The organism is Pseudoduganella sp. R-34, assembly GCF_049904655.1.
Lineage (GTDB): Bacteria > Pseudomonadota > Gammaproteobacteria > Burkholderiales > Burkholderiaceae_D > Rugamonas.
This window is the reverse complement of sequence record NZ_CP184572.1, coordinates 5,280,714-5,303,197: the sequence shown is the minus strand read 5'-3', so window position 1 is coordinate 5,303,197 and position 22,484 is coordinate 5,280,714. Positions and strand designations below refer to the sequence as shown.

Genomic DNA, 22,484 nt, shown 5'->3' with positions numbered 1-22,484 from the left:
TGTTTTCGACAAGCGGAGCAGGGCATGCAGAAGATCGGTTTCTCGGGGACTCTGGACCCTATCACCAACGGCCATATGTGGGTCATTGGCGAAGCGCGTTCACTCGCGGAAGAAGTGGTCGTCTTCCTGTCCGAGAACTCCACCAAGGCGCCCAAATTCTCGGCCGACGAACGCAAGGCCATCGTGCTGGCCAGTTGCGCGGAGCGGGGCTGGGGCAATGTCAGCGTGCAGATCGTCAAGAGCGAATACACGGCGCGCGTGGCCAAGCGCAACGGCGTCGACTACCTGATCCGCGGCATTCGCAGCACCGCCGATTTCGATTACGAAAACCTGATCCAACAAACCAATGTGGAAGTGATCGGCGGCGCCAAGACGCTGTTCGTGATGCCGCCGCGCGACCTGGGTTCGGTGAGCTCCAGCTTCGTCAAGGCGCTGGAAGGCCCGGTGGGCTGGAACTGGACCATGAAGAAATTCGTCCCCGCGCCGGCGTACCAGGCCTGGATCCTGGCCTGGCTGCGCAAGGAGTGGGACAGCCTGTGGCGCGAGCGCCCCCATTCTGCCGACTGGTTTGACCGCGTGACCGGCGCGTCGGCCTACGGCGGCGCCGACCGCCATTACCACAACCTCGACCACCTGGTGCACGGCCTGGCGGAGATTCGCGCCTGGGCCGCCAATACCGGCGCGGCGCCAGCCGACGTGGCACTGGTCAAAGCCGCCTTCTGGTTCCACGACGCCGTGTATGCCCACGGCGCCGGCGACATCACGAATGAAGAAGCCAGCGCACGCCTGTGGCTGGGCAGCGGCCTGGAGCCGGACGCCGCGCGCGCCGACGAAGTGGCGACGCTGGTCCGTGCCACCGACCACTTCCAGGGCGGCGCGATTGCGCATCCGCTGAAAGACACCATGCTGTCGGTCGACCTGGCCATCCTCGGCCAGGAAGCCGAGGTGTACCAAGCCTATGCGCGCGGCATCCGCGCCGAATACGCCCATGTGCCGGAAGAACGCTACAACAGCCAGCGCGCGCAGATCCTCGCGCATTTGCGCGGCAAGGCAGAAGCAGGCACGCTGTTCGCCGATCCTTATTTCACGGATACCTACACTGGCGCGGCGATTGCGAACATGGGCGCCGAGCTGGCCCTAATTTCGAACAGGTAGGGAGGGCAAGGGGAGGGCGAGGTCGCGCCAGAAGCTCTCCACTTCCTCCAGCGCGGTCGCTTTCGCGCACTTTTCGGAAACGGCGCTGAGGATGAATTCTTCCGCCGACATATGCTCTATCGGCGCCCATTTGGCGATTGCAGAAATAACGTCGCCAGCCAGGTGGATCGTCATTGCAGCCATAGCACCTCCTCCGAGTGGAATGTGATTCCACATTGCATCAACTGACCGCAGCAGTCTTTGCGCTACATCAAACCATACGCAAGAGCCCGTGTCACACCTTGGGGTCACACCCCAAAGGTGACACGGGCCGGGCCGTAGTGGCGCTTAGAACTTCACGTGCAGGCGTGCGAAATACGCGACACCGTTCAGGCCGAACTGCACGCTCTCGTACTTGAAGCCGTTGTCGGTTTCGTTCGGATCTTGCGGCGTCGGGTGTACGTCGAAGATGTTGGCGGCGCCGAAACTGAGCTTGGCATTCTTGCTGAAGGCGTAGGTGAAGCCCAGGTCGGCCGAAGTCTTCGCTTCGTATTTCTGGTTCGGCACGCCGGCTGCGGTGCCGCTCCAGGTACCCAGGGTCTGCGGGCCGAAGTGGATGATCTTGAAGTTGGTCTCCAGCGCGCCGGTCACGTAGTCGAAGCCCAGGGTGGCCTTGCGGCGCGGGCCGCCCTGTTCCAGGAACAGGCGTTCGCGTTCGGACAGCAACACGTCTTCAAAGCCTTGCAGCGCGGCCGGGGCATGGATGTCGGTCACTTCGGTCTTGCTGAAGTTGGCGGCCAGGAAGGTGGTCAGCTTGTTGCCGAACACAGTGCTCTTGTGCGATGCGGTCAGGTCCAGGCCCTGGGTCTTGGTGTCGACCGAGTTGACGAAGAATTGCGCGGCGCCCACGCCCATTGTCGCCAGCCTGTCCGCCAGGGCAGGGTAGTTCTCCTGGTTGAACTGGCCGGACAGCACGATGCGGTCCTTGATCTTGATGTGGTACAGGTCGGCGGTGACCGACAGGTCCGAGTTCGGCGTCCAGGTGGCGCCCAGGGTGAAGCTGCGCGATTTCTCTTCCTTCAGGGGATCGAGGCCGGCCACCTTGCCTACCGGACCCACGGCCGGCGTGATCGAGATATCGGTTGGCACGCCGCCCACGAAGTCGGTGTAGGTCGAAGAGAAGTAAGCCTGTTGCAGCGATGGTGCGCGGAAACCGGTCGATGCCGATGCACGCAGCAGCACAGGATCGGCGACGCGGTAGCTGCCGGCGATCTTGCCGGTGACGGTGGAGCCGAAGTCGCTGTACTTCTCCCAGCGCAGGGCGCCTTGCAGGCGGGCTTTCTGGGTCAGGTCCGCTTCCAGGTCGATGTAGGCGGCATTGCTATGGCGCTTGGCGTCGGTCGCGTCGCCAGGACGAAAGCCCGGGAAGCCCTGACTGCCGGCATTGCCGCCGATGCCCACGCCGTCGGCATCGATGTAGGAACCAGGTTCCCCGGCAAAGATCTTGTATTTCTCGGCGCGGTATTCGGCGCCGAACGCCACGTTCAGGCCTTCGCCAACCAGGCCTTCGAAGTAGCGATTCATGTCGAAATTGGTGGTCGACTGCTGGAAGGAGAAGCCGCCGGCATTGAAGGAGCTTGGGCTGATGCCCTGGCCGCCGTTCAGCAGGTCCAGGTTGGCGATGGAGGCGTTCAGCGTGTTGCTGATGTTGTACTTCAGGCGGTTGTAGCCGTAGGTTTGCGACAGGTCGGCATTCCAGTCGCCGACCTTCTGCTTGTAGCCGAAGATGGCGTAGCGGTCGTCCAGGTCGCCGTTGATGAACGGGACGAAGCCGTTCGGGTACATGGCGGCCGAGTTGCGGGTCGGGATGTCGTCGGTGCCGTTGCGCGCCCAGGCGCCGCTGGAAGCGTCGCGCTGCTGTACGCCGCCGGTGAAGTAGACGCGGCCAGGGCCGGCCGGGATTTCGCCGTTGACGTAGACGGTCTTGTTCTTGGACTTGGAATCGCCGATGGTACGCGGGTTGCCGTCCTCGGCGCGGTTGGAGCGGCCGCGGTCCAGGTATTCGCCGGTGATGCCGACGGTGCCGCCTGCCACGGCGAAGCCGCAGTAGGCCGATGCCAGCCAGTTCTTGCCGTCGCCGGCGCCGTACTGGCCGTAGCCGACCGCCGATTCGCAGCCCACGTTCTTTTTCAGTCCGATGTCCATCACGCCGGCAATCGCGTCGGAGCCGTATTGGGCAGCGGCGCCGTCGCGCAGCACTTGCACGTCCTTGATCGCCATCACGGGGATGGCGTTCATGTCGGTACCGGTGGCGCCGCGGTTGCGCGCGCCGAAGATGTTGACCAGGGAGGAGGTGTGGCGGCGCTTGCCGTTCACCAGCACCAGGGTCTGGTCCGAGCTCAGGCCGCGCAGCGCTGCGGAGTCCACCAGGTCGGCGCCGTCCGCGCCGGTCTGGCGGGTCGAATTGAACGATGGGGAAATGAAGGTCAGGGTCTGTGCCAGGTCGAACTGCGCGCCTTGCTCGGAAGCCTTGGTCAGGGAGATGACATCGACCGGCGCCACGGTATCGGTCAGGGAACTGGTCGCGCGGCGCGAACCGACCACATTGACCACGGTCATGTCGCCGGAATCGGCCTGGGTTTGTGCCGCCACAGGCAGGGCAGACAGGGCACTCGCACCATACAGGGCGGTCAGAACGGCTTTACGCAGAATCGAAGGACTTGACAATTTTTTGCTCCTGGGAAAAATTGCCTTTGATTCTAGCTGAACTTCATTTGTACAGCGTTCACAAATGACAAGTTTACGTTGCAACTACGCCACGGCTGCGGATCCTACGTAGTCCATAGCGCCGCCGGGAGGGACGGTGAGGGAAACGGCGGCGAGGCGGGTGGCACGGATGGCTGGAGTCAGTGTAGAATACTGTATGGATATACAGTCATCACGCGCCGGGCTGCCCGCCTATGCGGAGCTGTTTTGCCTGACAAATTTTTCATTCTTGCATGGCGCCTCCCATGCTGAAGAGCTGGTCGAGCGCGCGGTAAAACTCGGCTATGGCGCGCTGGCCATCACGGACGAATGTTCGCTGGCCGGCGTGGTACGCGCGCATGGCGAGGCCAAGCAGGCCGGCCTGAAGCTGCTGATTGGCGCCCATTTCCACCTGACGCATGCCGATGGCAGGCGCGCGCTCTCCCTGCTGGCGCTGGCCACCAACCGCAATGGCTACGGCAATCTCTCGGAAATGATCACCCTTGGCCGCATGCGTGCCGACAAGGGGAGCTACGAACTGCATCCGGACGATTTCGCCAATCCGCCGCCGGAGCGCGAACATTTGCGCGGCCTGCCGGATTGCCTGCTGCTCCTGCTGCCGGAATACCCGGCCGAGGTGGAGCGCCTGCACCAGCAGGCTTCCTGGATGGCGGCCACTTTTGGCGAGCGCACCTGGCTCGCCACGACCATGTTGGGCCGCGCCTTCGACGAGGCGCACGGCGCGGCGATCGAGGAAGTCTCGCTGCAGCATGTCTTGCCGGTGGTCGCGGCCGGGCACGTGTGCATGCATGTGCGCTCGCGCAAGCCGTTGCACGACACCTTGACGGCGGTGCGGCTCGGCAAGCCGGTCAGCGAGTGCGGTTATGAGCTGGGGCAGAACGCCGAGCAGCATCTGCGCTCGCGGCTGCGGCTGGCCAACGTCTATCCGGCGGAGGCGCTGGAGGAGACCATGCGCATTGCCGATATGTGCAAGTTCTCGCTGGAAGAGCTGCGCTACGAATATCCGAATGAGCTGATTCCGCCTGGCCATACGCCATCCAGCTTCCTGCGCCAGGAAACCTATATCGGCGCCCACCGCCGCTATCCGGCCGGCGTGCCGGCCAATGTGCAAAACCAGATCGAGGAAGAGCTGGCGCTGGCTGCGCAACTGAAGTACGAGTACTTTTTCCTCACGGTGTACGACATTGTGCGCTATGCGCGCTCACAGGAAATCCTGTGCCAGGGACGGGGCTCGGCTGCCAATTCGGCCGTCTGCTACTGCCTGGGAATTACCGAAGTCGACCCTGCGCTGGGCAACAGCGTGGTGGGGCGCTTCATGTCGATCGAGCGCGACGAGCCGCCCGACATCGACGTCGACTTCGAGCACCAGCGGCGGGAAGATGTCATTCAGTACATCTACCGCAAATACGGCCGTCACCGCACTGCGCTGGCCGCGACAGTCATTTGCTATCGCACCAAGAGCGCGCTGCGCGACAGCGGCAAGGCGCTCGGCGTCGACCTGGAAATTGTCGAGAAGGTCGCCAAGTCGCACCGTTGGTTTGACCGCAAGCACGAGCTGATGGAGCGCTTTGCCGAATGCGGGCTGGATCCGGAATCGCCGGTGGCGCACCAATGGGCCCACCTGGCGCTGCAATTCCTCAGCTTCCCGCGTCACCTGTCGCAGCACGTCGGCGGCTTCGTCATCTCGCAGGACAAGCTGTCACGGCTGGTGCCGATCGAGAACGCGGCCATGGAAGAGCGTAGCGTGATCCAGTGGGACAAGGACGACCTGGAAGAACTGGGCCTGCTGAAAGTGGACGTGCTGGCACTGGGCATGCTGTCCGCGTTGCGCCGCGCCTTTGACCTGGTCAGTGCGCGCCGAGGTGAAATCTTCACCATGCAGGATGTGCCGCGCGAAGACCGCGCGACCTACGAGATGATCTGCCAGGCCGACACCATTGGCGTGTTCCAGATCGAATCGCGGGCGCAGATGAGCATGCTGCCGCGCCTGAAACCGCAAGTGTTCTACGACCTGGTGATTGAAGTAGCCATCGTGCGACCCGGCCCGATCCAGGGCGGCATGGTGCACCCTTATCTGCAGCGGCGCATGGGCAAGGCAAAGGTTGATTACCCGCCGGGACTGGAGAAAGCGCTTGGCCGCACGCTGGGCGTTCCGATCTTCCAGGAGCAGGTGATGCAGGTGGTGATCGATGCCGCCGGTTTCACGCCAGGCGAAGCGGATCAGTTACGGCGCTCGATGGCCGCGTGGAAGCGCAAGGGCGGCCTGGAAAAATACCAGACGCGCATCGTGTCAGGCATGGTGGATCGTGGCTATGACGAAGCCTTTGCCCTGCAGATCTGCCAGCAGATTCAAGGCTTCGGCGAATACGGCTTCCCCGAATCGCACGCAGCCAGCTTTGCATGGCTGACGTATGTGAGCTCGTGGATCAAGTGCCACGAACCGGCCGCCTTCCTGTGTGCGCTGCTGAACAGCCAGCCGATGGGCTTTTATTCGCCTTCGCAACTGGTGCAGGATGCAAAGCGCCATGGCATTGAGGTGCGGCCGGTCGACATCACTTGCAGCGGGTGGGAATCTTCGCTGGAAGAGCAGGCAGGGGAGGCGCAGCCAGCGGTGCGGCTCGGCATGGCACTGCTGCGCGGCATGCGCGTCGAAGCCGCGCTGCGTATCGAAGAAACGCGCGCGATCAAGCCTTTTGCCAGCGTGACTGAACTGGCGCGGCGCGCCGACCTCAATCGCCACGACCTGCAAGTACTGGCCGGCGGCAATGCCTTGCGCTCGCTGGCCGGCAATCGCCGCCAGGCGCTGTGGGATGCGGCGGGCGCTGTGCCGGACAAGGATTTGCTGCGCCCGACCGAAGTGGAGGAGGAAACTCCGCAACTGGTGCCGCCAACCGAGGGCGAAGAAATCCTTGGCGACTACCGTTCGCAAGGCTTGACGCTGGGCCGCCATCCGCTGGCGCTGCTGCGCCCGGCGCTGCTGGCCAAGCGCTTCCTGCCGGCCGAGGTGCTGAACACCTTCAGCAACAACCAGCTGGCGCGCGGTGCTGGCATCGTCACTGGCCGCCAGCGGCCCGGTACTGCCAAGGGCGTGCTGTTCGTCACCATCGAGGACGAAACCGGCTACGTCAACGTGATCGTCTGGCCCGATATGGTGGAAAAATACCGGCGCGAAGTGCTGGGCTCTTCGCTGCTTGGCGTATATGGCGTGTGGCAGCAGGAAGGCATCGTGCGCCACCTGGTTGCGCGGCGCCTGGTCGACTTGTCCCACCTGCTAGGCCGCCTTCCAACCGCCAGCCGCGACTTCCAGTGAGTTTTGATGACAATGTGCGTGGGCGGATGGTGATAAAATTTTTGCATGAATGGAAAATTGATATCACTTCTTGCTGTATGCCTGCTGGCAGCTTGCCAGCGAATTCCGGAAACCAAACCGGCTGCCCCGAAAGACCTGGCAGCGGCCGCTCCCAACGAAGAACAGGATCTTGAGAAAGCCTTGTCGCGTGCTGTGTTCGGCGATGCCGCGCTTGTCAACGGCCGCGAGATACTGGGCTTTAAAGACCTGGGGGGCGGCAAGGCGGCTTTGGTCATCAGCGAAATTCCTCCCGACAGTCCTGAACCGGGCATGCGCGATATGGCGCTGCAGGCGACCATCAGCGCCTACTTGCTGGACAAGCTCGATGGTAAATGGAGTGTCACCCGGCGCCACGAATCGCTCGCCGACATGGGCAGCAATGGTTTTGCCGGAGAACTGACTTGGGTGACGCTGGGGCCCGGCAAGCCTGGTTTTGCAATCGTCGGCCAAAGCGGCAATCGCGGCCAGTCCGTGAGTTCGCTGGCGCTGTTCGACTTGACAGCGAAAGACATGCGCACCCTGGCCAGCAAGCAAATCCTCGTCCACTCGGACAATGACGGCGACTGCGAAGGCGAACGCCCGCATTGCTGGAATATCAGCGGAGAATGGCGCCTGGTGCAGAAGCAGGGGCAGGCCTTTGCGGATCTGGAAATTGCCTTCACAGGCGTAGACGAACTACGTTCGGAAGAGGCCAGGCAAAAGGCCGACGCGCAGGCAAACGCTGCCGGAGCCGAGCCGTCTTATGAAGAATACATCGCCGCCCTCGGGCCGCGCGACCAGCGCAAGGTCAAATCAACTGCGCGCTATTCCCTGAGCGAGAAGGGCATGCTCCTCGCCAGCGGCGAAAATCCTGCGGAAGCATCTGATGTTGAATAAGCTGGCATTGTTCTGCGCAGCGCTGATTCTCGCTGCCTGCGCCAAAAAAGAGGCGCTCCAGGCGGCGCCCGAACCCGCGCCTGCACAGGCCTCTCAAGTGGTGGCGGAGGAGAAAAAGCCGGTCGACCCGAAAGTCCTGCGTATGATGGAATTGCTGCGCGTCGTATACGGCGGTCGGAACGAGCAAGTGGCTTATATGGAAGTCGATATGCCCGATCCTGAGCAGCGCAACGAAACGGGCAAGTACCTGCTGCAACCGGTCGCCATGCAGGAATTGCCGGAGGGGCGGGTAGTTGTCGTGGCAAATGCGGAATTGCTGGGCGATGATGGCGAGGTGATGACTGGTCACAGCTCGCCCGGTCTGCTCAGCGCCTACGTGTTGCGCAAAGATGGCGACAAGTGGCAGGTCGACGCGCGGCATGAAAACATTGCGGCGCTTGGTTCAAGCGGGCGCTTTGACGAAGTCCAGTGGGTAACCCTGGGCGTGGGGAAACCCGGATTTATCGTGATGCACGGCGGGGTATGGATGGGCAACGAGATCGGCTCCCTGTCCATTTTCGACTTGAGCGACGGCTCCATGCACGACCTCACCGACAATGGCGTATCAATGTTCTCCAACAATGACGGCGACTGCGGAGAGGACCGGACGCATTGCTGGTCGGTCGTCGGAAAATGGCAGTTCGAAAAGCGCGAAGGCTCGGCTTATGACGACCTGGTCGTGCGCTTTAGCGGACACGAGGAGGATAAGCCGGAAAACGCACCGGAAACTGCGGTGCGCAAGCGCAAGGACGTCACCGGAATGGCGCGCTACAAATTCGGTGACGGCCGCTACGTGCTGGTGGAAGGAGAGAACATTGTCCCGGGAGTTTGAGATTCGGCCAGCATTGGCCGATGATGCATCGGCGATCAGTGTGCTGATCCTGTCGCTGCAGCCCTACCTGACCATTGAAGCCGATGGCAGCGGGGCGGAAGAATTCCTGGTATCGCTGTCGCCGGATATCATCCGCCGCAACCTGCAAGACGAGAACTACCGCTACCAGCTGGCTTTCGACGGTGACGTGCTGGCCGGCGTGGTCGCTGTGCGCGATAACTCGCACCTGTTCAGCCTTTATGTAGGGGCGCCGTGGCACGGGCGGGGCGTGGGCAAGCGCCTGTGGGAGCTAGCGCGCGACGGTGCGCTGGCGCGCGGCAACCCTGGCAACTTCACCGTCAATTCCTCGACCTTTGCCGAAGCCATGTACCGCCACCTGGGCTTCACGGCTACCGGCCCGGTGGCGGAAATGCATGGCATCAGGTTTGTCCCGATGCGGCTGGAGCTTTAGCGGGAGCTCTGGTCCAGATGACTCGGGCCGCTGGTCGTGCTGCTGGTGCCGTAGAAGTTGTGCAGCTCAGTCGCCCAGGTCTGGTTGGCCATGTCCGGCCAATGGTTCTTATCGAAGCCGGGCGCCTGTTCGATGCGCTCCTTCTCGATATTCAGCGTCATGCGGTGGTTGGAGGTGTCGAGCGACAGCGCTTCGAACGGCACCGCAAACAGCTTTTCCCCGATGCCCAGCACGCCGCCGGACGCCATCACCACATAGGCGATATGCCCGGTTTGCATGTCGAGCATGATCTCCTTGACCGTGCCCAGGTGTTCATTCTGCAGGTTATGGACATGGTCGCCGATCAGGGTGTCCGCGCCCATCAGGCGGGGACCTGGACCCTGGTGGCCAGTGTCGACATAATTGCCATATTCGTCGCGATCCAGACTCATGGTGGCCTCCTGTTGAAATAAAGATATTGTTGCTTCCCGGTGGGGCCAGGGTCTGTTCGGTGCCGCACGCATTCGGGGTCAAAATAGGCTATAATTTCAATTTCCCGCTGCGCGCCTCCCCGGCGCCGATCTCGCAATGACCAAATTTGTCTTCGTCACTGGTGGCGTTGTGTCGTCCCTTGGTAAAGGGATTGCCGCCGCCTCCCTCGCCGCGATCCTCGAATCGCGTGGCCTCAAAGTCACCATGCTCAAGCTGGACCCGTACATCAACGTGGACCCAGGCACCATGAGCCCAATGCAGCACGGTGAAGTATTCGTTACCGATGATGGTGCTGAGACTGACCTGGACCTCGGTCACTACGAGCGTTTCATCTCGACTCGCATGCGCAAGGTGAACAACTTCACCACCGGCCAGATCTACGAATCGGTGATCCGCAAGGAACGCCGCGGCGAGTACCTGGGCAAGACCGTGCAGGTGATCCCGCACATCACCAATGAAATTCAGGATTACATCCGCCGTGGCGCGGAAGGCTACGATGTCGCCCTGTGCGAAATCGGCGGCACCGTCGGCGATATCGAATCGCTGCCATTCCTGGAAGCCGCCCGCCAGCTGTCGCTGCGCGCCGGCCGCAAGAATTCCGCTTTCGTTCACCTGACCCTGGTGCCGTACATCGCATCGGCAGGCGAACTGAAAACCAAGCCTACCCAGCACTCGGTACAGAAGCTGCGCGAAATCGGTATCTCTCCGAACGCACTGCTGTGCCGCGCCGACCGCAAGATTCCGGAAGACGAAGTGGCGAAGATCTCGCTGTTCTCGAACATCGAAGAACGCGCCGTGATCTCGGTATGGGACGTGGACACCATCTACAAAGTGCCGCAGATGCTGCACGACCAGGGTCTGGATGCGATCATCTGCGAGGCGCTGGACCTGAACCCGGCGCCGGCCGACCTGTCCATGTGGGCAAAGCTGATCCACAACCTGGAAAATCCGAAGGCGGAAGTGTCGATCGGCATGGTGGGCAAGTACGTCGAACTGACCGAATCCTACAAGTCGCTGACCGAAGCACTGCGCCACGCCGGCCTGCACACCGAGTCGCGCGTGAACATCGAGTACATCGATTCCGAAGAGATCGAGACCAAGGGCGTCGCCGAGCTGGCCAAGTTCGACGCGATCCTGGTGCCGGGCGGCTTCGGCAAGCGCGGCGTGGAAGGCAAGATCAAGGCGGCGCAATTCGCCCGTGAATCCAAGGTGCCTTACCTGGGCATCTGCCTGGGCATGCAGGTGGCGCTGATCGAATACGCGCGCCACATGGCCGGCTTCAGCAAGGCCAATTCCACCGAGTTCGAGCCGGACACCGAGCAGCCGCTGGTGGCCCTGATCGACGAATGGCAGAACGAAGACGGCAAGATCGAAAAGCGCGACGCCAATTCCGACCTGGGCGGCACCATGCGCCTGGGCGCGCAGACCTGCGAAGTGAAGCCGGGCACCCTGGCCTCCGAGATCTACGGCAGCGTGGTGACCGAGCGTCACCGTCACCGCTACGAAGCGAACAACCATTACCTGGCCCGTGTTGAAGAAGCCGGCCTGGTGGTGGCAGCGCGCACCCCGAACGAGAACCTGTGCGAGATCATGGAACTGCCGCGCACTGGTGCCAACGCCCACCCATGGTATATGGGCGTGCAGTACCACCCTGAATTCAAATCGACCCCGCGTGACGGCCACCCGCTGTTCACCTCCTTCATCAAGGCCGCCCTGGCGCATAAAGCCGCCGCAGGCAAGCCGGCCCTGAAGGCAGTCGAAACCAAGGAGAACGTCGCATGAAGCTGTGTGGATTCGATGTAGGCCTGGACAAACCATTCTTCCTGATCGCCGGCACCTGCGTGATCGAGTCGCGCCAGATGGCGTTCGACACCGCCGGCGCGCTGAAGGAAATGACTGCTGAACTGGGCATCCCGTTCATCTACAAGTCGTCCTTCGACAAGGCCAACCGCACCTCCGGTACCTCGTACCGCGGTCCGGGCATGGAAAAGGGGCTGGAAATCCTGGGCGACGTGAAGCGCGAGCTGGAAGTGCCGGTGTTGACCGACGTGCACACCGTGGAAGAAATCGCCGCCGTGTCGTCCGTGGTCGACGTGATCCAGACCCCGGCCTTCCTGTGCCGCCAGACCGACTTCATCACCGCCTGCGCCGAATCCGGCCTGCCGGTGAACATCAAGAAGGGCCAGTTCCTGTCGCCGCACGAAATGAAGAACGTGATCGACAAGGCACGCGCCGCCGCCAAGGCCAAGGGCCTGAATGAAGACAACTTCATGGCATGCGAGCGCGGCGCTTCCTTCGGCTACAACAACCTGGTGTCGGACATGCGTTCGCTGGCCATCATGCGCGAAACCGGCGCACCGGTGGTGTTCGACGCCACCCACTCGGTGCAGCTGCCGGGCGGCCAGGGCGGCTCGTCGGGCGGCATGCGCGACATGGTGCCTGTGCTGTCGCGCGCTGCCGTGGCAGTGGGCGTGGCCGGCCTGTTCATGGAAACCCACCCGGTTCCTGCACAAGCGCTGTCGGACGGCCCAAATGCCGTGCCGCTCGGCCGCATGAAAGAACTGCTGTCCGTTCTGATCGAACTGGATCGCGTCACCAAGAAGGCTGGCTTCCTCGAATCCAACTTCAACTAAGATTTGCCCGGAAAGGCCGCAACTTGTTGCGGCTTTTTTTTCGAAACCGGTAGACCGGTGTCTGACCCGCAGGGTCAGACACCATCAAATCCGCAGTCAGCGGCTACGACATGCAGGTGTCAGACCCCGTGGGTCTGACACCGGTTTACCGGTTCTAGTCCCGTCTGTTATTCTTGCAACAATTTTGCCCCCGATATTCGCTTTAACTTTGGAGAAAACACATGAGTGCAATCGTTGACATCATCGGCCGCGAAGTAATTGATTCGCGCGGCAATCCGACCGTGGAATGCGACGTCCTGCTGGAATCCGGCGTCATGGGCCGTGCCGCAGTGCCGTCCGGCGCATCCACCGGTTCGCGCGAAGCAATCGAATTGCGCGACGGCGATGCCAAGCGCTACTTCGGCAAGGGCGTGCTGAAAGCCTGCGAAAACATCAATACCGAGATCTCGGAAGCCATCATGGGCCTGGACGCCAATGAGCAGGCTTTCCTGGACCGCACCCTGATCGAACTGGACGGCACCGAGAACAAGTCCCGCCTGGGCGCAAACGCCATGCTGGCAGTGTCGATGGCTGTCGCCAAGGCCGCAGCCGAAGAAGCCGGCCTGCCGCTGTACCGCTACTTCGGCGGCTCGGGCGCAATGCAGATGCCAGTGCCGATGATGAACGTGATCAACGGCGGCGCGCACGCCGACAACAACCTGGACATCCAGGAATTCATGATCATCCCGGTGGGCGCTCCATCCTTCAAGGAAGCCGTGCGTTACGGCGCCGAAGTGTTCCACACCCTGAAGAAGATCCTCCATAAGAACGGCATGAACACCGCCGTAGGCGACGAAGGCGGCTTCGCTCCTTCGCTGGCTTCGCACGAAGAAGCGATCAAGCTGATCATGCAAGCGATCGAAGAAGCCGGCTACGAAGCAGGGACCCAGATCGCCATCGGCCTGGATTGCGCTGCGTCCGAGTTCTACAAGGACGGCAAGTACCACCTGGAAGGCGAAGGCATGGTGCTGTCGGCTGAAGAGTTCACCAACCTGCTGGCCACCTGGTGCGACAAGTACCCGATCATCTCGATCGAAGACGCGATGCACGAAGGCGACTGGGCCGGCTGGGCACACCTGACCCAGGCCCTGGGCAAGAAAGTGCAGCTGGTAGGCGACGACCTGTTCGTCACCAACACCAAGATCCTGAAAGAAGGCATCCAGAAGGACATCGCCAACTCGATCCTGATCAAGATCAACCAGATCGGCACCCTGACTGAAACCTTCGCCGCCATTGAAATGGCCAAGCGCGCCGGCTACACCGCCGTGATCTCGCACCGTTCCGGCGAAACCGAAGATTCGACCATCGCCGATATCGCTGTCGGCACCAACGCGCTGCAGATCAAGACTGGCTCCATGTCCCGTTCGGACCGCATGGCCAAGTACAACCAGCTGCTGCGCATTGAAGAAGACCTGGGCGATATCGCTTCCTACCCAGGCCGCGATGCGTTCTATAATCTGAAGTAATTGCAATCCCACCGGCCGGGACTCCCCGGCCGGTTCAGTTTTGACCCAATGCGCCTGATTTCTGTAGCCCTTGCCCTGTTGCTCTTGCTGATCCAATACCCGCTTTGGCTGGGGAAGGGCGGCTGGCTACGCGTGGCGGAGCTGGAGAAAGAGGTCGCGGTGGCGCAGGAAAAAAACGAAGGCCTGCGTCAGCGTAATGCCAAGCTGGCCTCTGAAGTGAACGACCTGAAGGACGGCACCGGCGCCGTCGAAGAACGTGCCCGCTTCGAGCTAAGCATGATCAAGCAGAACGAAATCTACGTTCAGATCCTGGGCAAGGACCAGGCCAGGCCGGCCCCCGCCGATTCGAAGCCTTAACCGCCGGTTCCGCCACATCCATTCTCAGGGATCGCTGTGAGTTAGCAGCTTGGTCCGGCTGACTCGCCTTCAAGCTGATGGCTTTGGTACAAAATCTTGCCTACTCCAAGTAGTGGCTCATGTCGAGCTTCTATCTCAGACGCAGCTCGCTTCATCATCGTCCACCAATCTAATCCAGAATAATAGGGCGAAGACTGTCGTTCAATAGATACGCCCCCGTTGCTCTGCTTCCACTCTTCCAAGTGCAACGTACTTAAGACCGGAAAGATAGCACCGTCTTCCGGAAGCGCCAGTTGTGTGACTTTGCCATCTATCGCTCCAATGCGACAGAGGATCGCCGCATACAGGACCTCTTCAATCCCACTACATGCCAGATACAGCCTTTCTATCTGCCCAAGCGCTGACGAATTGGAAAACAGACTCTCTTCCGGGGTCGGAAACCACATCGCATACTCACCAGCGAGAACGCGACCTTCGTCATTACTGAAAGGTAGAGAACTGCTCAGCCCTTCATTCGTTCTTGGCTCGGCTTTCGACTGCTTTTGAACCTTTTTTTCATCCGTTCGAACATAAAATACTTCCAGTTAGGTTTAACGATCTCGATATCTCAACTCTCAGTGTACTCAGCTCGCGGCGCTGGCAGTATTGAAGTCTTTGATGAGATCTCGTAGTTCGGACCATGTTTCGTCTTTGTAGAATTTGATCTCTATCGGGAAACGCGCTTCGCCGGCAACGTGGCCATTGAGTTCGGCAAGGAATTTGTCACGGTCTGCGATGTAGTACACAAATTCCCTCACCCCAGCACCGACCCGGCGATAGCTTTCAACACAAAAATGCGGACGCTCGATACGTCCAAGTGCCGACTCAAGCATCATCATTCGTTTGTTCTCCTCCGCCGGAGGCATGCCATTGTTTTCGCATCCGTTATATTCCCAACGTACGACGGTCAGCCAGGGGATAGCGCGACGCGTCTCCTCCGCTGGCATGTCTGGACCGTATGCCCAAATAATTGGAAGGCCGTCCTTCCACGTTTTCCACAAGGCGTCCGCGTGATTCCAAGATTTTGGGCATCGCTTGAAACAATACTTAATTGGATGGATTTAGAGATTTCAGGTATTGGTCAGCAATTGAGAGCCAAATACCTGATCTCAACGTTTGGTTTGCTCGATCCACGCGTTGACGCGTTTCTCCAGCAGGGGCAACGGCAAGGTGCCTTCGCCCAAGACGATTGCGTGGAAAGCCGGGTAGCTGAATTTGGCGCCCAATTCATGTTGCGCCTTGTCGCGCAGTTCCAGGATTTTCAGCGAACCAATCTTGTAGCTCAGGGCTTGCGCTGGCCAGACCATATAACGCTCGATCTGGTTTTTGGCGCGGGTGTCGGAGACGCCCTGTTTCTCCACCATGTAGGCGATGGCTTTTTCGCGGCTCCAGCCCAGGGAGTGCATGCCAGTGTCGACCACCAGGCGCACTGCGCGCAGCATTTCGGCGTTCAGGTGGCCGTAGTACCAGACCGGGTCTTCGTACAGGCCGAAGTCCTTGCCCAGGGTTTCCGAGTACAGGGCCCAGCCCTCGGTGTAGGCGGCGTTGTTCTGGTTTTCGGTGCTGAACATGCGGAAGTCGGGCAGCGGCATTTCCTTCAACAGGGCGGCGTGGAAGTGATGGCCCGGCACGCCTTCGTGGAGCAGCAGGCTGGCCATGCCGGTGCGGCTGTAGTCTTTCGGGTCGTTGACCACGGCCCAGAATACGCCAGGGTGCGAGCCGTCGGCCGCAGGCGGGGTGTAATGGTCGGAGGCCGTAGCGCGCGTCAGTTCGGGCTCCAGGTCGACAACCAGCTTTGATTTCGGCACCAGGGTGAAATAAGCAGGCAGCTTGGTTTGCACCGTGTCGTAGATCTTGCGGTACTCGGCCAGTACTTCCGCTTCGGTGGTGAAGGGCTTGAACTGTTTCTGGTCGCGCACCCATTGCGGGAAGGCTTGCGCAGGGCCGTCGTAACCGAGCTTGCCCATCAGGGTTTGCATTTGTGCGCTGATGCGGGCGACTTCTTTCAGGCCGAGGTCGTGGACTTCTTGCGGGGTGAGCGGCAGGGTGGTGCTGTCGTTGATACGGGCCTTGTACCATGCAGCGCCGTTCGGCAGGGCGCTCCAGCCGGTACTGTCACGGCTGGCAGGCAGGTATTCCGATTCCAGGAATTTTACCAGGCGTTCCAGCGCTGGGTTCAGCTTTTCCACGGCGGCGCGGTAGTCGCGCGTGAGGCGTTCCTTGTCGGCGGCGCTGAACTCAGCGGGCATGCGCTTGATCGGCGAGTAGTACACGCTGGCTTCCGCGGTTGCGCTGCGCAGGGCGGCCATTTGCGGCAGCATCGCTTGCGTGATCGGCTTAGGCTGCACGATGCCCTGCTTGATGCCTTCACGCATATTGGCGATGGCCTGGTCGATCCACGGTGCCAGTTGGCGTACGCGGCTCAGGTAGTCCTGGTACTGCTTGACGGTGCCCAGCGGCTGCGAACCGGTGCCGCCGGCGTAATTCGCCAGGGTGCTGGGGATGTTGTCGAAGTGGTTCAGCGGCAGCAGGTGTTCAGGGAACGGCGCCAGGGCCAGCGCGGCATCGAGTTCGTAAGCCAGCAGGTCCAGTGTCATCTGCTCCTGGCTGGCCAGTTGCGCGCGTGGGATTTTCGCGAGGCGCTTTTGCATCTGGCGATAAGTGGCGAACTGCTTGGCGCGAACGGAAGGCGAGATCGCCATGCCGATCTGGTCGTTGTAGCGCGGGTCGCCGTTGGCGGTTGCAAACAGCAGCGGGTCGAAGTGGGCGCGGGCGACGTGGAAGTCATTGGCCAGTTGCGCCAGTTGGCGGCTGGCTTGGCCGGCTTGCTGTTTGGCGGCCGGTGCTGCCAGGGCCGGGGTGAAAGCGAGAGGAGAGGCCAGCAGGCTGGCGGCAAGAACTGCGGTCGAAAGACGGATAGGCAGCATTGGATTCCCTGGGAAAAACAGAAGGCGCTCAGGATACTCCAAAATTCCGCCCCTGGCGGAACGTCTCTTGCGAATGAGAATTATTCGCATTAAAATACAGATTCCCCGTGCCAGCCTTGAGCCAGCATTTGACTGACTCACGACTGGAACATCATGAATGCATCCGTATTGCGGCCACAGCGCCTTGCGCTGTTGCTCGCTGCTGCCTTGGGCGCGCACGCCCAGGCACAAGAGACGACCCGCCTCGGCGAAATCCTCGTCACCGCCAAGCCTGAAGAAACCAAGACCATCGACGCGCGCGAACTGGATAAACGCGGCGTGACCGACATGTCGCAGATTGCCCGCTACGAAACGCTGGTCACCGTGCCGGCTGCCCTGAGCGGCGGCGCCAATGTCTGGGATGGCGCCGGCAATACCGGCTTCAATATCCGCGGCGTGGAAGGCAACCGCATAGGCCTCGACCTCGATGGCATTGCGCTGCCTGATGCCGCGCCACGGCCAGACAGCTCGACGCTGAACAGCTTCGGCGTGGGACGTGATTACTTTGACCCAGAGACTTTTCGCGAAGTGCGGATTGGCGCAGGCAGCACGTCGGCCGATAGCGGCAGCGAGGGCCTGGGCGGCAAGGTATCGTTCGTGACCAAGTCGCCGTCGGATTACGTCAGCGCCGACAAGCCGGCGTACGCGGAATACAAGGCTGGCTACCATGGCGCCAACAATGCGCGCCTTCATGCGCTGACCGGTGCGGGGCAATTTGGCGACTTGCAGGCACTGGCTGTGGCCGTGCACCGCAGCGGCGAACAGACAGAAAGCGAAGGCAGTGTGGCGCCCAATCCGGACGACTGGAATTCGGACGCGCTGCTGGCGAAGCTGGCGTGGCGCCTGGCACCGGGCCAGAAGCTGGGTTTCACCTTTGACGGCTTCCGCGCCGAACATGATCGAGCGTTCGACAACAAGCTGGGCGCCTCTTATCCGCAAGGCGCCATGCAATCGTCCCGCACGCGCCGCAATCGCATCAGCGTGGAGCATGAACTGGCAGTAGGCCCGTGGCTGGTGGAGAGCCGTGCCTACGTGCAGGATGCCCGGGTGGAGGATCACACCAATGCGGCCTACGTCGTTGGCTCTCAACGCTACGCGCGCAGCATTGACACCGCATTCCTCAATAAGAGCAAAGGGCTGGCGGCCAACGCCACGCGACAGTTCGGCAGCGACAGCCTTGCGTTTGGTGCGACAGTGGAGGACCAGGAATCGCGCCGCCCCTGGCGCGAGGACCGCGTGGTGCTTGCGACCGGCGCGCATCAGGTCACCAACAAGAACCGCATGGCGGACATGGACACCTTGAAGCTGTCGGCCTTCGTGCGCGGCGAATACGTGTTCCCCCTGGGTGGCCTGCGTGCCACACTGACGCCGGGCTTGCGCGCGGAATACCGCAAGCTCGAGCCGAAGAACCTTCAGCGCTATGTGATCGCAGTACCGGGTGCGGCGAAGGAGATCAAGGAGGACAGCGACAGCTACCTGTCGCCGAGCCTCGGCCTGACGGTAGCGGTGACGCCTGACTTCGACGTGTACGGCAAATTCACGCGTGGCTATCGCATGCCGACCGCCGCGGAACGCACCGGCACCTATGACTCGTTCAGCTACACCGGTGCCGGCAATGGCTACGCGACACTGGGCAACCCGAACCTGGGCAAGGAAAGCAGCAATGCCTTCGAACTTGGCATGCGCGGCCGGGCGGCAGGCTGGCTGACCGTGAGCGCATCGACTTTTTACAACCGCTACAAGGACTTCATCGAGTACGTGGCCCAGCCGGCCGATCCGATCAATTTCCCGACCATCACTTTTGGCCTGTTCCGGCCGGAGAATATCGGCAATGCGCGCAGTTGGGGTGGCGAGCTCTCTGCGGTCGCGGAGCTCGGCAAGCTGACGCCCGCGCTGCAAGGCTTCAGCGCCTCGCTGGCGTCCGGCGCATCGCGCGGCTCGCTGGAGAACCAGCGCACCGGCAAGAAGGCCGGCATGAACTCGATCCAGCCCTACAAAACCACGGCCAGTCTGGCATGGGATGACCCGCAGAAGCGCGGCGGCGCGTCGCTGACGGCCTTCCACACGCGTGGCAAGCAGGCGGAGACCGAGGTGGCCGCAGCGCAGTCGCAGCCGGCAGCTTATTTCGCTGTCCCTGCTGCAACGGTGGTCGACCTGGCCGGCTACTGGAAGCTTGGCAAACATGCGGAACTAAACGCCGGCATCTACAACCTGGGCGACAAGAAGTACTGGGACTACGCAGCCGTACGCACGCTGGCTGCCGGCACCACGGCAGCCACGCAGGCCGAGATCGAACGACAGGCGCGCCCTGGCCGTCACGTAGCCGTCAATTTCAAACTGATGTACTGATAAGGAGAAGAACATGAAGACGAAGAAGATATACGCTCTGCTGGTGTTGACCGGCCTCATCGCAATTGCTGCCGGGACTGTAAGCGCGGCGTCACTGGCCGATCGCTGGACCACGCTGCGTGCCGAGCAGCCCAAGCTGCAGATCCGCGACGCGGCGCGCACGCTGGGGACTTCCGAAGCGGAGCTGCTGGCGACTGGCATCGGCAAGACCGTGACGCGACTGTCGGATGCGGACCACGCGGTGAACGACATCATGATCCGCGCGCTGGACCTTGGCACCGTTCTGGCTCTGACCCGCAATGAGAACGGCGTGCTGGAACGCACCGGCGTCGCGACCAAGGCCAAGCCGGAATCGTTCAGCGACAAGGAGCGCTTCCGCGCAGTGGCCGGCGGCTACCTGGGCGGTGAGATCGACATGCGCTTCCATTTCGCGAACTGGAAGCATGCATTCGCGGTGGTGCAGCCGGGGCGCGATGGTACGACCAGCCGCAGCCTGCAGTTCTTTGATGCGCAGGGCAATGCGGCGCACAAGGTCTACGTAAAGAGCGAGGCCGGCGTGGCGGTGTTCGACAAGATTGTGGCGGACTTCAGGCATCCGCAGCAGACGGGGGAGCTGAAGATTGTTGCTGCTGCGCCGAAGGCGGCGGAATTGGCTGATAGCGCGGTAGACGTGAAGGAATTCCAGCTCGCATGGAAGGAAATGACCGATGTTCACCAGTTCAACCGCATCGTCAGCGAGTTCAAAATGAGCCGTGAGCAGGCATTGCGACTGGCGCCGGAAGGCTTGGCTCAGAAGATTGGCCCGCAGGCTTTACGCAAGCTGCTGGACGAATCAGCGAAGCAGCAGCTGCCGATCATGGCTTTCCTGGGGAATGGCGCGGCGACACAGATTTACAGCGGCAAGATCAGCAAGACAGCTGCGAGCGGTGACTGGTATAACGTGCTCGATCCGGAGTTCAACCTGCACATTCGCGAGACTGCGCTCAAGAGCGGGTACGTGGTGCAGCGGGCGGGCGTGACGTCGGTCGAGTTCTTCGACAAGGACGGGGAGCTGGTGGTGACGTTCTTCGGGGTTCGCGAGCGCGCCAAGCCGCAGCCGCAAGCGTGGGTGGATTTGACGCGGGCGCTCTAAGTGTCCGACCCGCGGGGGCAGACACTGGAACGCGGCGGCCACGGGCCTGGTGTCTGACCCTGCGGGTCAGACACCGCTTCACCGGTTTAGTGCTTGGCTTCCGAGCCGTGGATCAGGGCTTCGGCGGGGGCGTCGGTGACGAAGAGCTGGGCGCAGTCGACGGCGTCGTACTCGTAGTGCTTGCCGCAGAAGTCGCAGTTGATACCCAGCTTGCCTTGCTCGGACAGGGCGTCTTCCACTTCCTGCTGGCCCAGCATCTTCAGCATATTGCCGACCTTTTCACGGGTGCAGGAGCAGTGGAATTGCGGATGCAACGGCTCGAACACGCGCAGGGTCTCTTCCCAGAACAGGCGCTTCTGCAGTACATCGATGCCGTGCTCCAGCATCTCCGCTTCCTTCAGCGTGTCGCCCAGCATCACCACGCGGTTCCAGGTTTCCTGAGATACTTCGGCGGCGTGCGCGGTGGCTTCGGCTTTGCCGCCATGCAGCGGCAGCTTTTGCAGCAGCAGGCCGCGCGAAACCTGGTCGTCGGCCGCCAGCCACAGCTTGGTGTCGAGCTGCTCGGAACGCAGCATGTAATGTTCGATCACGGTTGCCACGTCGTCGCCGTCCAGCGGCACGATGCCCTGGTATGGCTGCTGGCCTGGCACTTTCTCGGCTGGGTCCAGTGTGATCACGAAGCGGCCGTGGCCCTGGGCATTAACCAGCGCCTGCAGGCCGGCATCTTCCGCAATCGCGAATTCGGCATTCATCTTGGCGGTGGCGCGCATGCGCAGGTCGGAATCGCATTCCACCACCAGCAGGCGTACCGGGCCATCGCCGTGCAGTTGCATGATCAGCGAGCCGTTGAACTTGAGGTTGGCCGACAGCAGGGCGGCCGCCGACACCATTTGCCCCAGCAGGCGCTTGACCGCGACCGGGTAGTGGTGGCGGGCGACGATTTCGCGCCAGGTGGCGGAGATATCGACCAGCTCACCGCGCACGGCGGCGTCTTCAAAAACAAACTTCTGCAGGGTATCGGGGGTGTTCGTCATTGTTTTTATCCAATCTTTTTCAGTTGCGACTTGAACAGCTGGCCACGTTTGACATAGCTGTCGGCGCTGCCGATCAGGCGCGCCACGTCTTCCTCTGTCAGCTGGCGCACCACCTTGGCGGGAGCGCCCACGATCAGCGAGTTGTCGGGAAATTCCTTGCCCTCGGTGACCAGGGCGCCGGCGCCGACCAGGCAACCCTTGCCGATCCTTGCGCCGTTCAGTATTACCGCCTGGATGCCGATCAGCGATCCGTCGCCGATGGTGCAGCCATGCAGCATGGCCTGGTGGCCGATGGTCACATCCTTGCCCACCGTGAGCGGGTAGCCCATGTCGGTGTGCATCACCGTACCTTCCTGCACATTACTGTTTTCACCGATTGTGATGCGCTCGTTATCGCCGCGGATGGTTGCGCCGAACCAGACGGAGCTGTTCGCGTGCAAGGTCACCTTGCCGATCAAGGTCGCATTCTCCGCCACGAAAGCGGAAGCATCAATCTCTGGCGCATGTTCGCCAAGCTGGTAAATTGTCATGGATGGTCCGGTAGGAGGGAA

General features: G+C 61.6%; 18 protein-coding genes. 11 read left to right on the top strand and 7 right to left on the bottom strand.

All coding sequences use genetic code 11. The annotated features are described in order from the left end of the window. Positions 1 to 24: 24 nt before the first annotated feature. Positions 25 to 1,155, top strand: a complete 1,131-nt coding sequence (gene coaD, locus ACN9MW_RS24315) for a pantetheine-phosphate adenylyltransferase (protein WP_426163573.1) — start codon at positions 25 to 27, stop codon at positions 1,153 to 1,155. On the opposite strand, the gene ACN9MW_RS24310 is transcribed toward coaD, so the two are convergent. Together ACN9MW_RS24310 and ACN9MW_RS24305 are read right to left on the bottom strand one after the other, a co-directional pair. After that, entirely contained in the window at positions 1,138 to 1,338 is a 201-nt protein-coding gene (locus tag ACN9MW_RS24310; protein WP_426163571.1) for a hypothetical protein, read from the bottom strand. The genes coaD and ACN9MW_RS24310 overlap by 18 nt on opposite strands. 144 nt (positions 1,339 to 1,482) lie before the next feature. Beyond that, a complete protein-coding gene (locus ACN9MW_RS24305; protein ID WP_426163569.1) occupies positions 1,483 to 3,861 on the bottom strand; it encodes a TonB-dependent receptor plug domain-containing protein in 2,379 nt (792 codons plus the stop codon). Between the two features lie 196 nt (positions 3,862 to 4,057). Between ACN9MW_RS24305 and ACN9MW_RS24300 the strand changes: the two genes are divergently transcribed. From ACN9MW_RS24300 to ACN9MW_RS24285, 4 genes are read left to right on the top strand one after another with little or no spacing between them, the layout of a single operon-like run. After that, entirely contained in the window at positions 4,058 to 7,210 is a 3,153-nt protein-coding gene (locus tag ACN9MW_RS24300; protein WP_426163566.1) for an error-prone DNA polymerase, read from the top strand. 57 nt (positions 7,211 to 7,267) lie between these two features. Further along, positions 7,268 to 8,125: a hypothetical protein gene (locus tag ACN9MW_RS24295; protein ID WP_426163564.1), complete on the top strand. Its 858-nt coding sequence runs from the start codon at positions 7,268 to 7,270 to the stop codon at positions 8,123 to 8,125. Next, positions 8,115 to 8,996, top strand: coding sequence for a hypothetical protein (locus tag ACN9MW_RS24290; protein ID WP_426163562.1), 882 nt, complete (start codon positions 8,115 to 8,117; stop codon positions 8,994 to 8,996). Before ACN9MW_RS24295 ends, ACN9MW_RS24290 begins: the two co-directional genes overlap by 11 nt. Next, positions 8,980 to 9,447: a GNAT family N-acetyltransferase gene (locus ACN9MW_RS24285; protein ID WP_426163560.1), complete on the top strand. Its 468-nt coding sequence runs from the start codon at positions 8,980 to 8,982 to the stop codon at positions 9,445 to 9,447. The genes ACN9MW_RS24290 and ACN9MW_RS24285 overlap by 17 nt, the downstream gene beginning before the upstream one ends. Here the strand turns inward: ACN9MW_RS24285 and ACN9MW_RS24280 are convergent. Then, positions 9,444 to 9,878 (bottom strand): PRC-barrel domain-containing protein, encoded by a 435-nt coding sequence (locus ACN9MW_RS24280; RefSeq protein ID WP_426163558.1) that lies wholly within the window; start codon positions 9,876 to 9,878, stop codon positions 9,444 to 9,446. The genes ACN9MW_RS24285 and ACN9MW_RS24280 overlap by 4 nt on opposite strands. Positions 9,879 to 10,014: 136 nt before the next feature. Here ACN9MW_RS24280 and ACN9MW_RS24275 point away from each other — a divergent pair, with 136 nt between their 5' ends. From ACN9MW_RS24275 to ftsB, 4 genes are all read left to right on the top strand, one after another. After that, positions 10,015 to 11,700: a CTP synthase gene (locus tag ACN9MW_RS24275; protein ID WP_426163556.1), complete on the top strand. Its 1,686-nt coding sequence runs from the start codon at positions 10,015 to 10,017 to the stop codon at positions 11,698 to 11,700. Beyond that, positions 11,697 to 12,551 carry a 3-deoxy-8-phosphooctulonate synthase gene (gene kdsA, locus ACN9MW_RS24270; protein ID WP_426163554.1) on the top strand — a complete coding sequence of 285 codons (855 nt, stop codon included), beginning with the start codon at positions 11,697 to 11,699 and terminating at the stop codon, positions 12,549 to 12,551. Before ACN9MW_RS24275 ends, kdsA begins: the two co-directional genes overlap by 4 nt. A gap of 221 nt (positions 12,552 to 12,772) precedes the next feature. Continuing rightward, positions 12,773 to 14,056 carry a phosphopyruvate hydratase gene (gene eno / locus ACN9MW_RS24265; protein WP_426163552.1) on the top strand — a complete coding sequence of 428 codons (1,284 nt, stop codon included), beginning with the start codon at positions 12,773 to 12,775 and terminating at the stop codon, positions 14,054 to 14,056. Between the two features lie 48 nt (positions 14,057 to 14,104). Beyond that, the gene (ftsB, locus tag ACN9MW_RS24260; RefSeq protein WP_426163550.1) at positions 14,105 to 14,413 is read left to right on the top strand and encodes a cell division protein FtsB; all 309 of its coding nucleotides are present in this window, start codon (positions 14,105 to 14,107) and stop codon (positions 14,411 to 14,413) included. A 623-nt stretch (positions 14,414 to 15,036) separates the two neighbouring features. Here the strand turns inward: ftsB and ACN9MW_RS24255 are convergent. Both ACN9MW_RS24255 and ACN9MW_RS24250 read right to left on the bottom strand, forming a co-directional pair. Further along, positions 15,037 to 15,399 carry a DUF695 domain-containing protein gene (locus tag ACN9MW_RS24255; protein WP_426172287.1) on the bottom strand — a complete coding sequence of 121 codons (363 nt, stop codon included), beginning with the start codon at positions 15,397 to 15,399 and terminating at the stop codon, positions 15,037 to 15,039. A gap of 162 nt (positions 15,400 to 15,561) precedes the next feature. Beyond that, on the bottom strand, positions 15,562 to 17,379 hold the full coding sequence (locus ACN9MW_RS24250; protein ID WP_426163548.1) for a DUF885 domain-containing protein: 1,818 nt from the start codon (positions 17,377 to 17,379) through the stop codon (positions 15,562 to 15,564). A gap of 153 nt (positions 17,380 to 17,532) precedes the next feature. On the opposite strand from ACN9MW_RS24250, the gene ACN9MW_RS24245 reads away from it, so the two are divergent. Beyond that, positions 17,533 to 19,767: a TonB-dependent receptor domain-containing protein gene (locus tag ACN9MW_RS24245; RefSeq protein WP_426163546.1), complete on the top strand. Its 2,235-nt coding sequence runs from the start codon at positions 17,533 to 17,535 to the stop codon at positions 19,765 to 19,767. 13 nt (positions 19,768 to 19,780) lie between these two features. Next, positions 19,781 to 20,899, top strand: a complete 1,119-nt coding sequence (locus ACN9MW_RS24240; protein WP_426163544.1) for a hemin-degrading factor — start codon at positions 19,781 to 19,783, stop codon at positions 20,897 to 20,899. 86 nt (positions 20,900 to 20,985) lie between these two features. On the opposite strand, the gene hslO is transcribed toward ACN9MW_RS24240, so the two are convergent. Both hslO and ACN9MW_RS24230 read right to left on the bottom strand, forming a co-directional pair. Continuing rightward, positions 20,986 to 21,933: an Hsp33 family molecular chaperone HslO gene (hslO, locus tag ACN9MW_RS24235; RefSeq protein ID WP_426163542.1), complete on the bottom strand. Its 948-nt coding sequence runs from the start codon at positions 21,931 to 21,933 to the stop codon at positions 20,986 to 20,988. 5 nt (positions 21,934 to 21,938) lie between these two features. Then, positions 21,939 to 22,463: a gamma carbonic anhydrase family protein gene (locus ACN9MW_RS24230; protein WP_426163540.1), complete on the bottom strand. Its 525-nt coding sequence runs from the start codon at positions 22,461 to 22,463 to the stop codon at positions 21,939 to 21,941. Positions 22,464 to 22,484 lie beyond the last annotated feature (21 nt).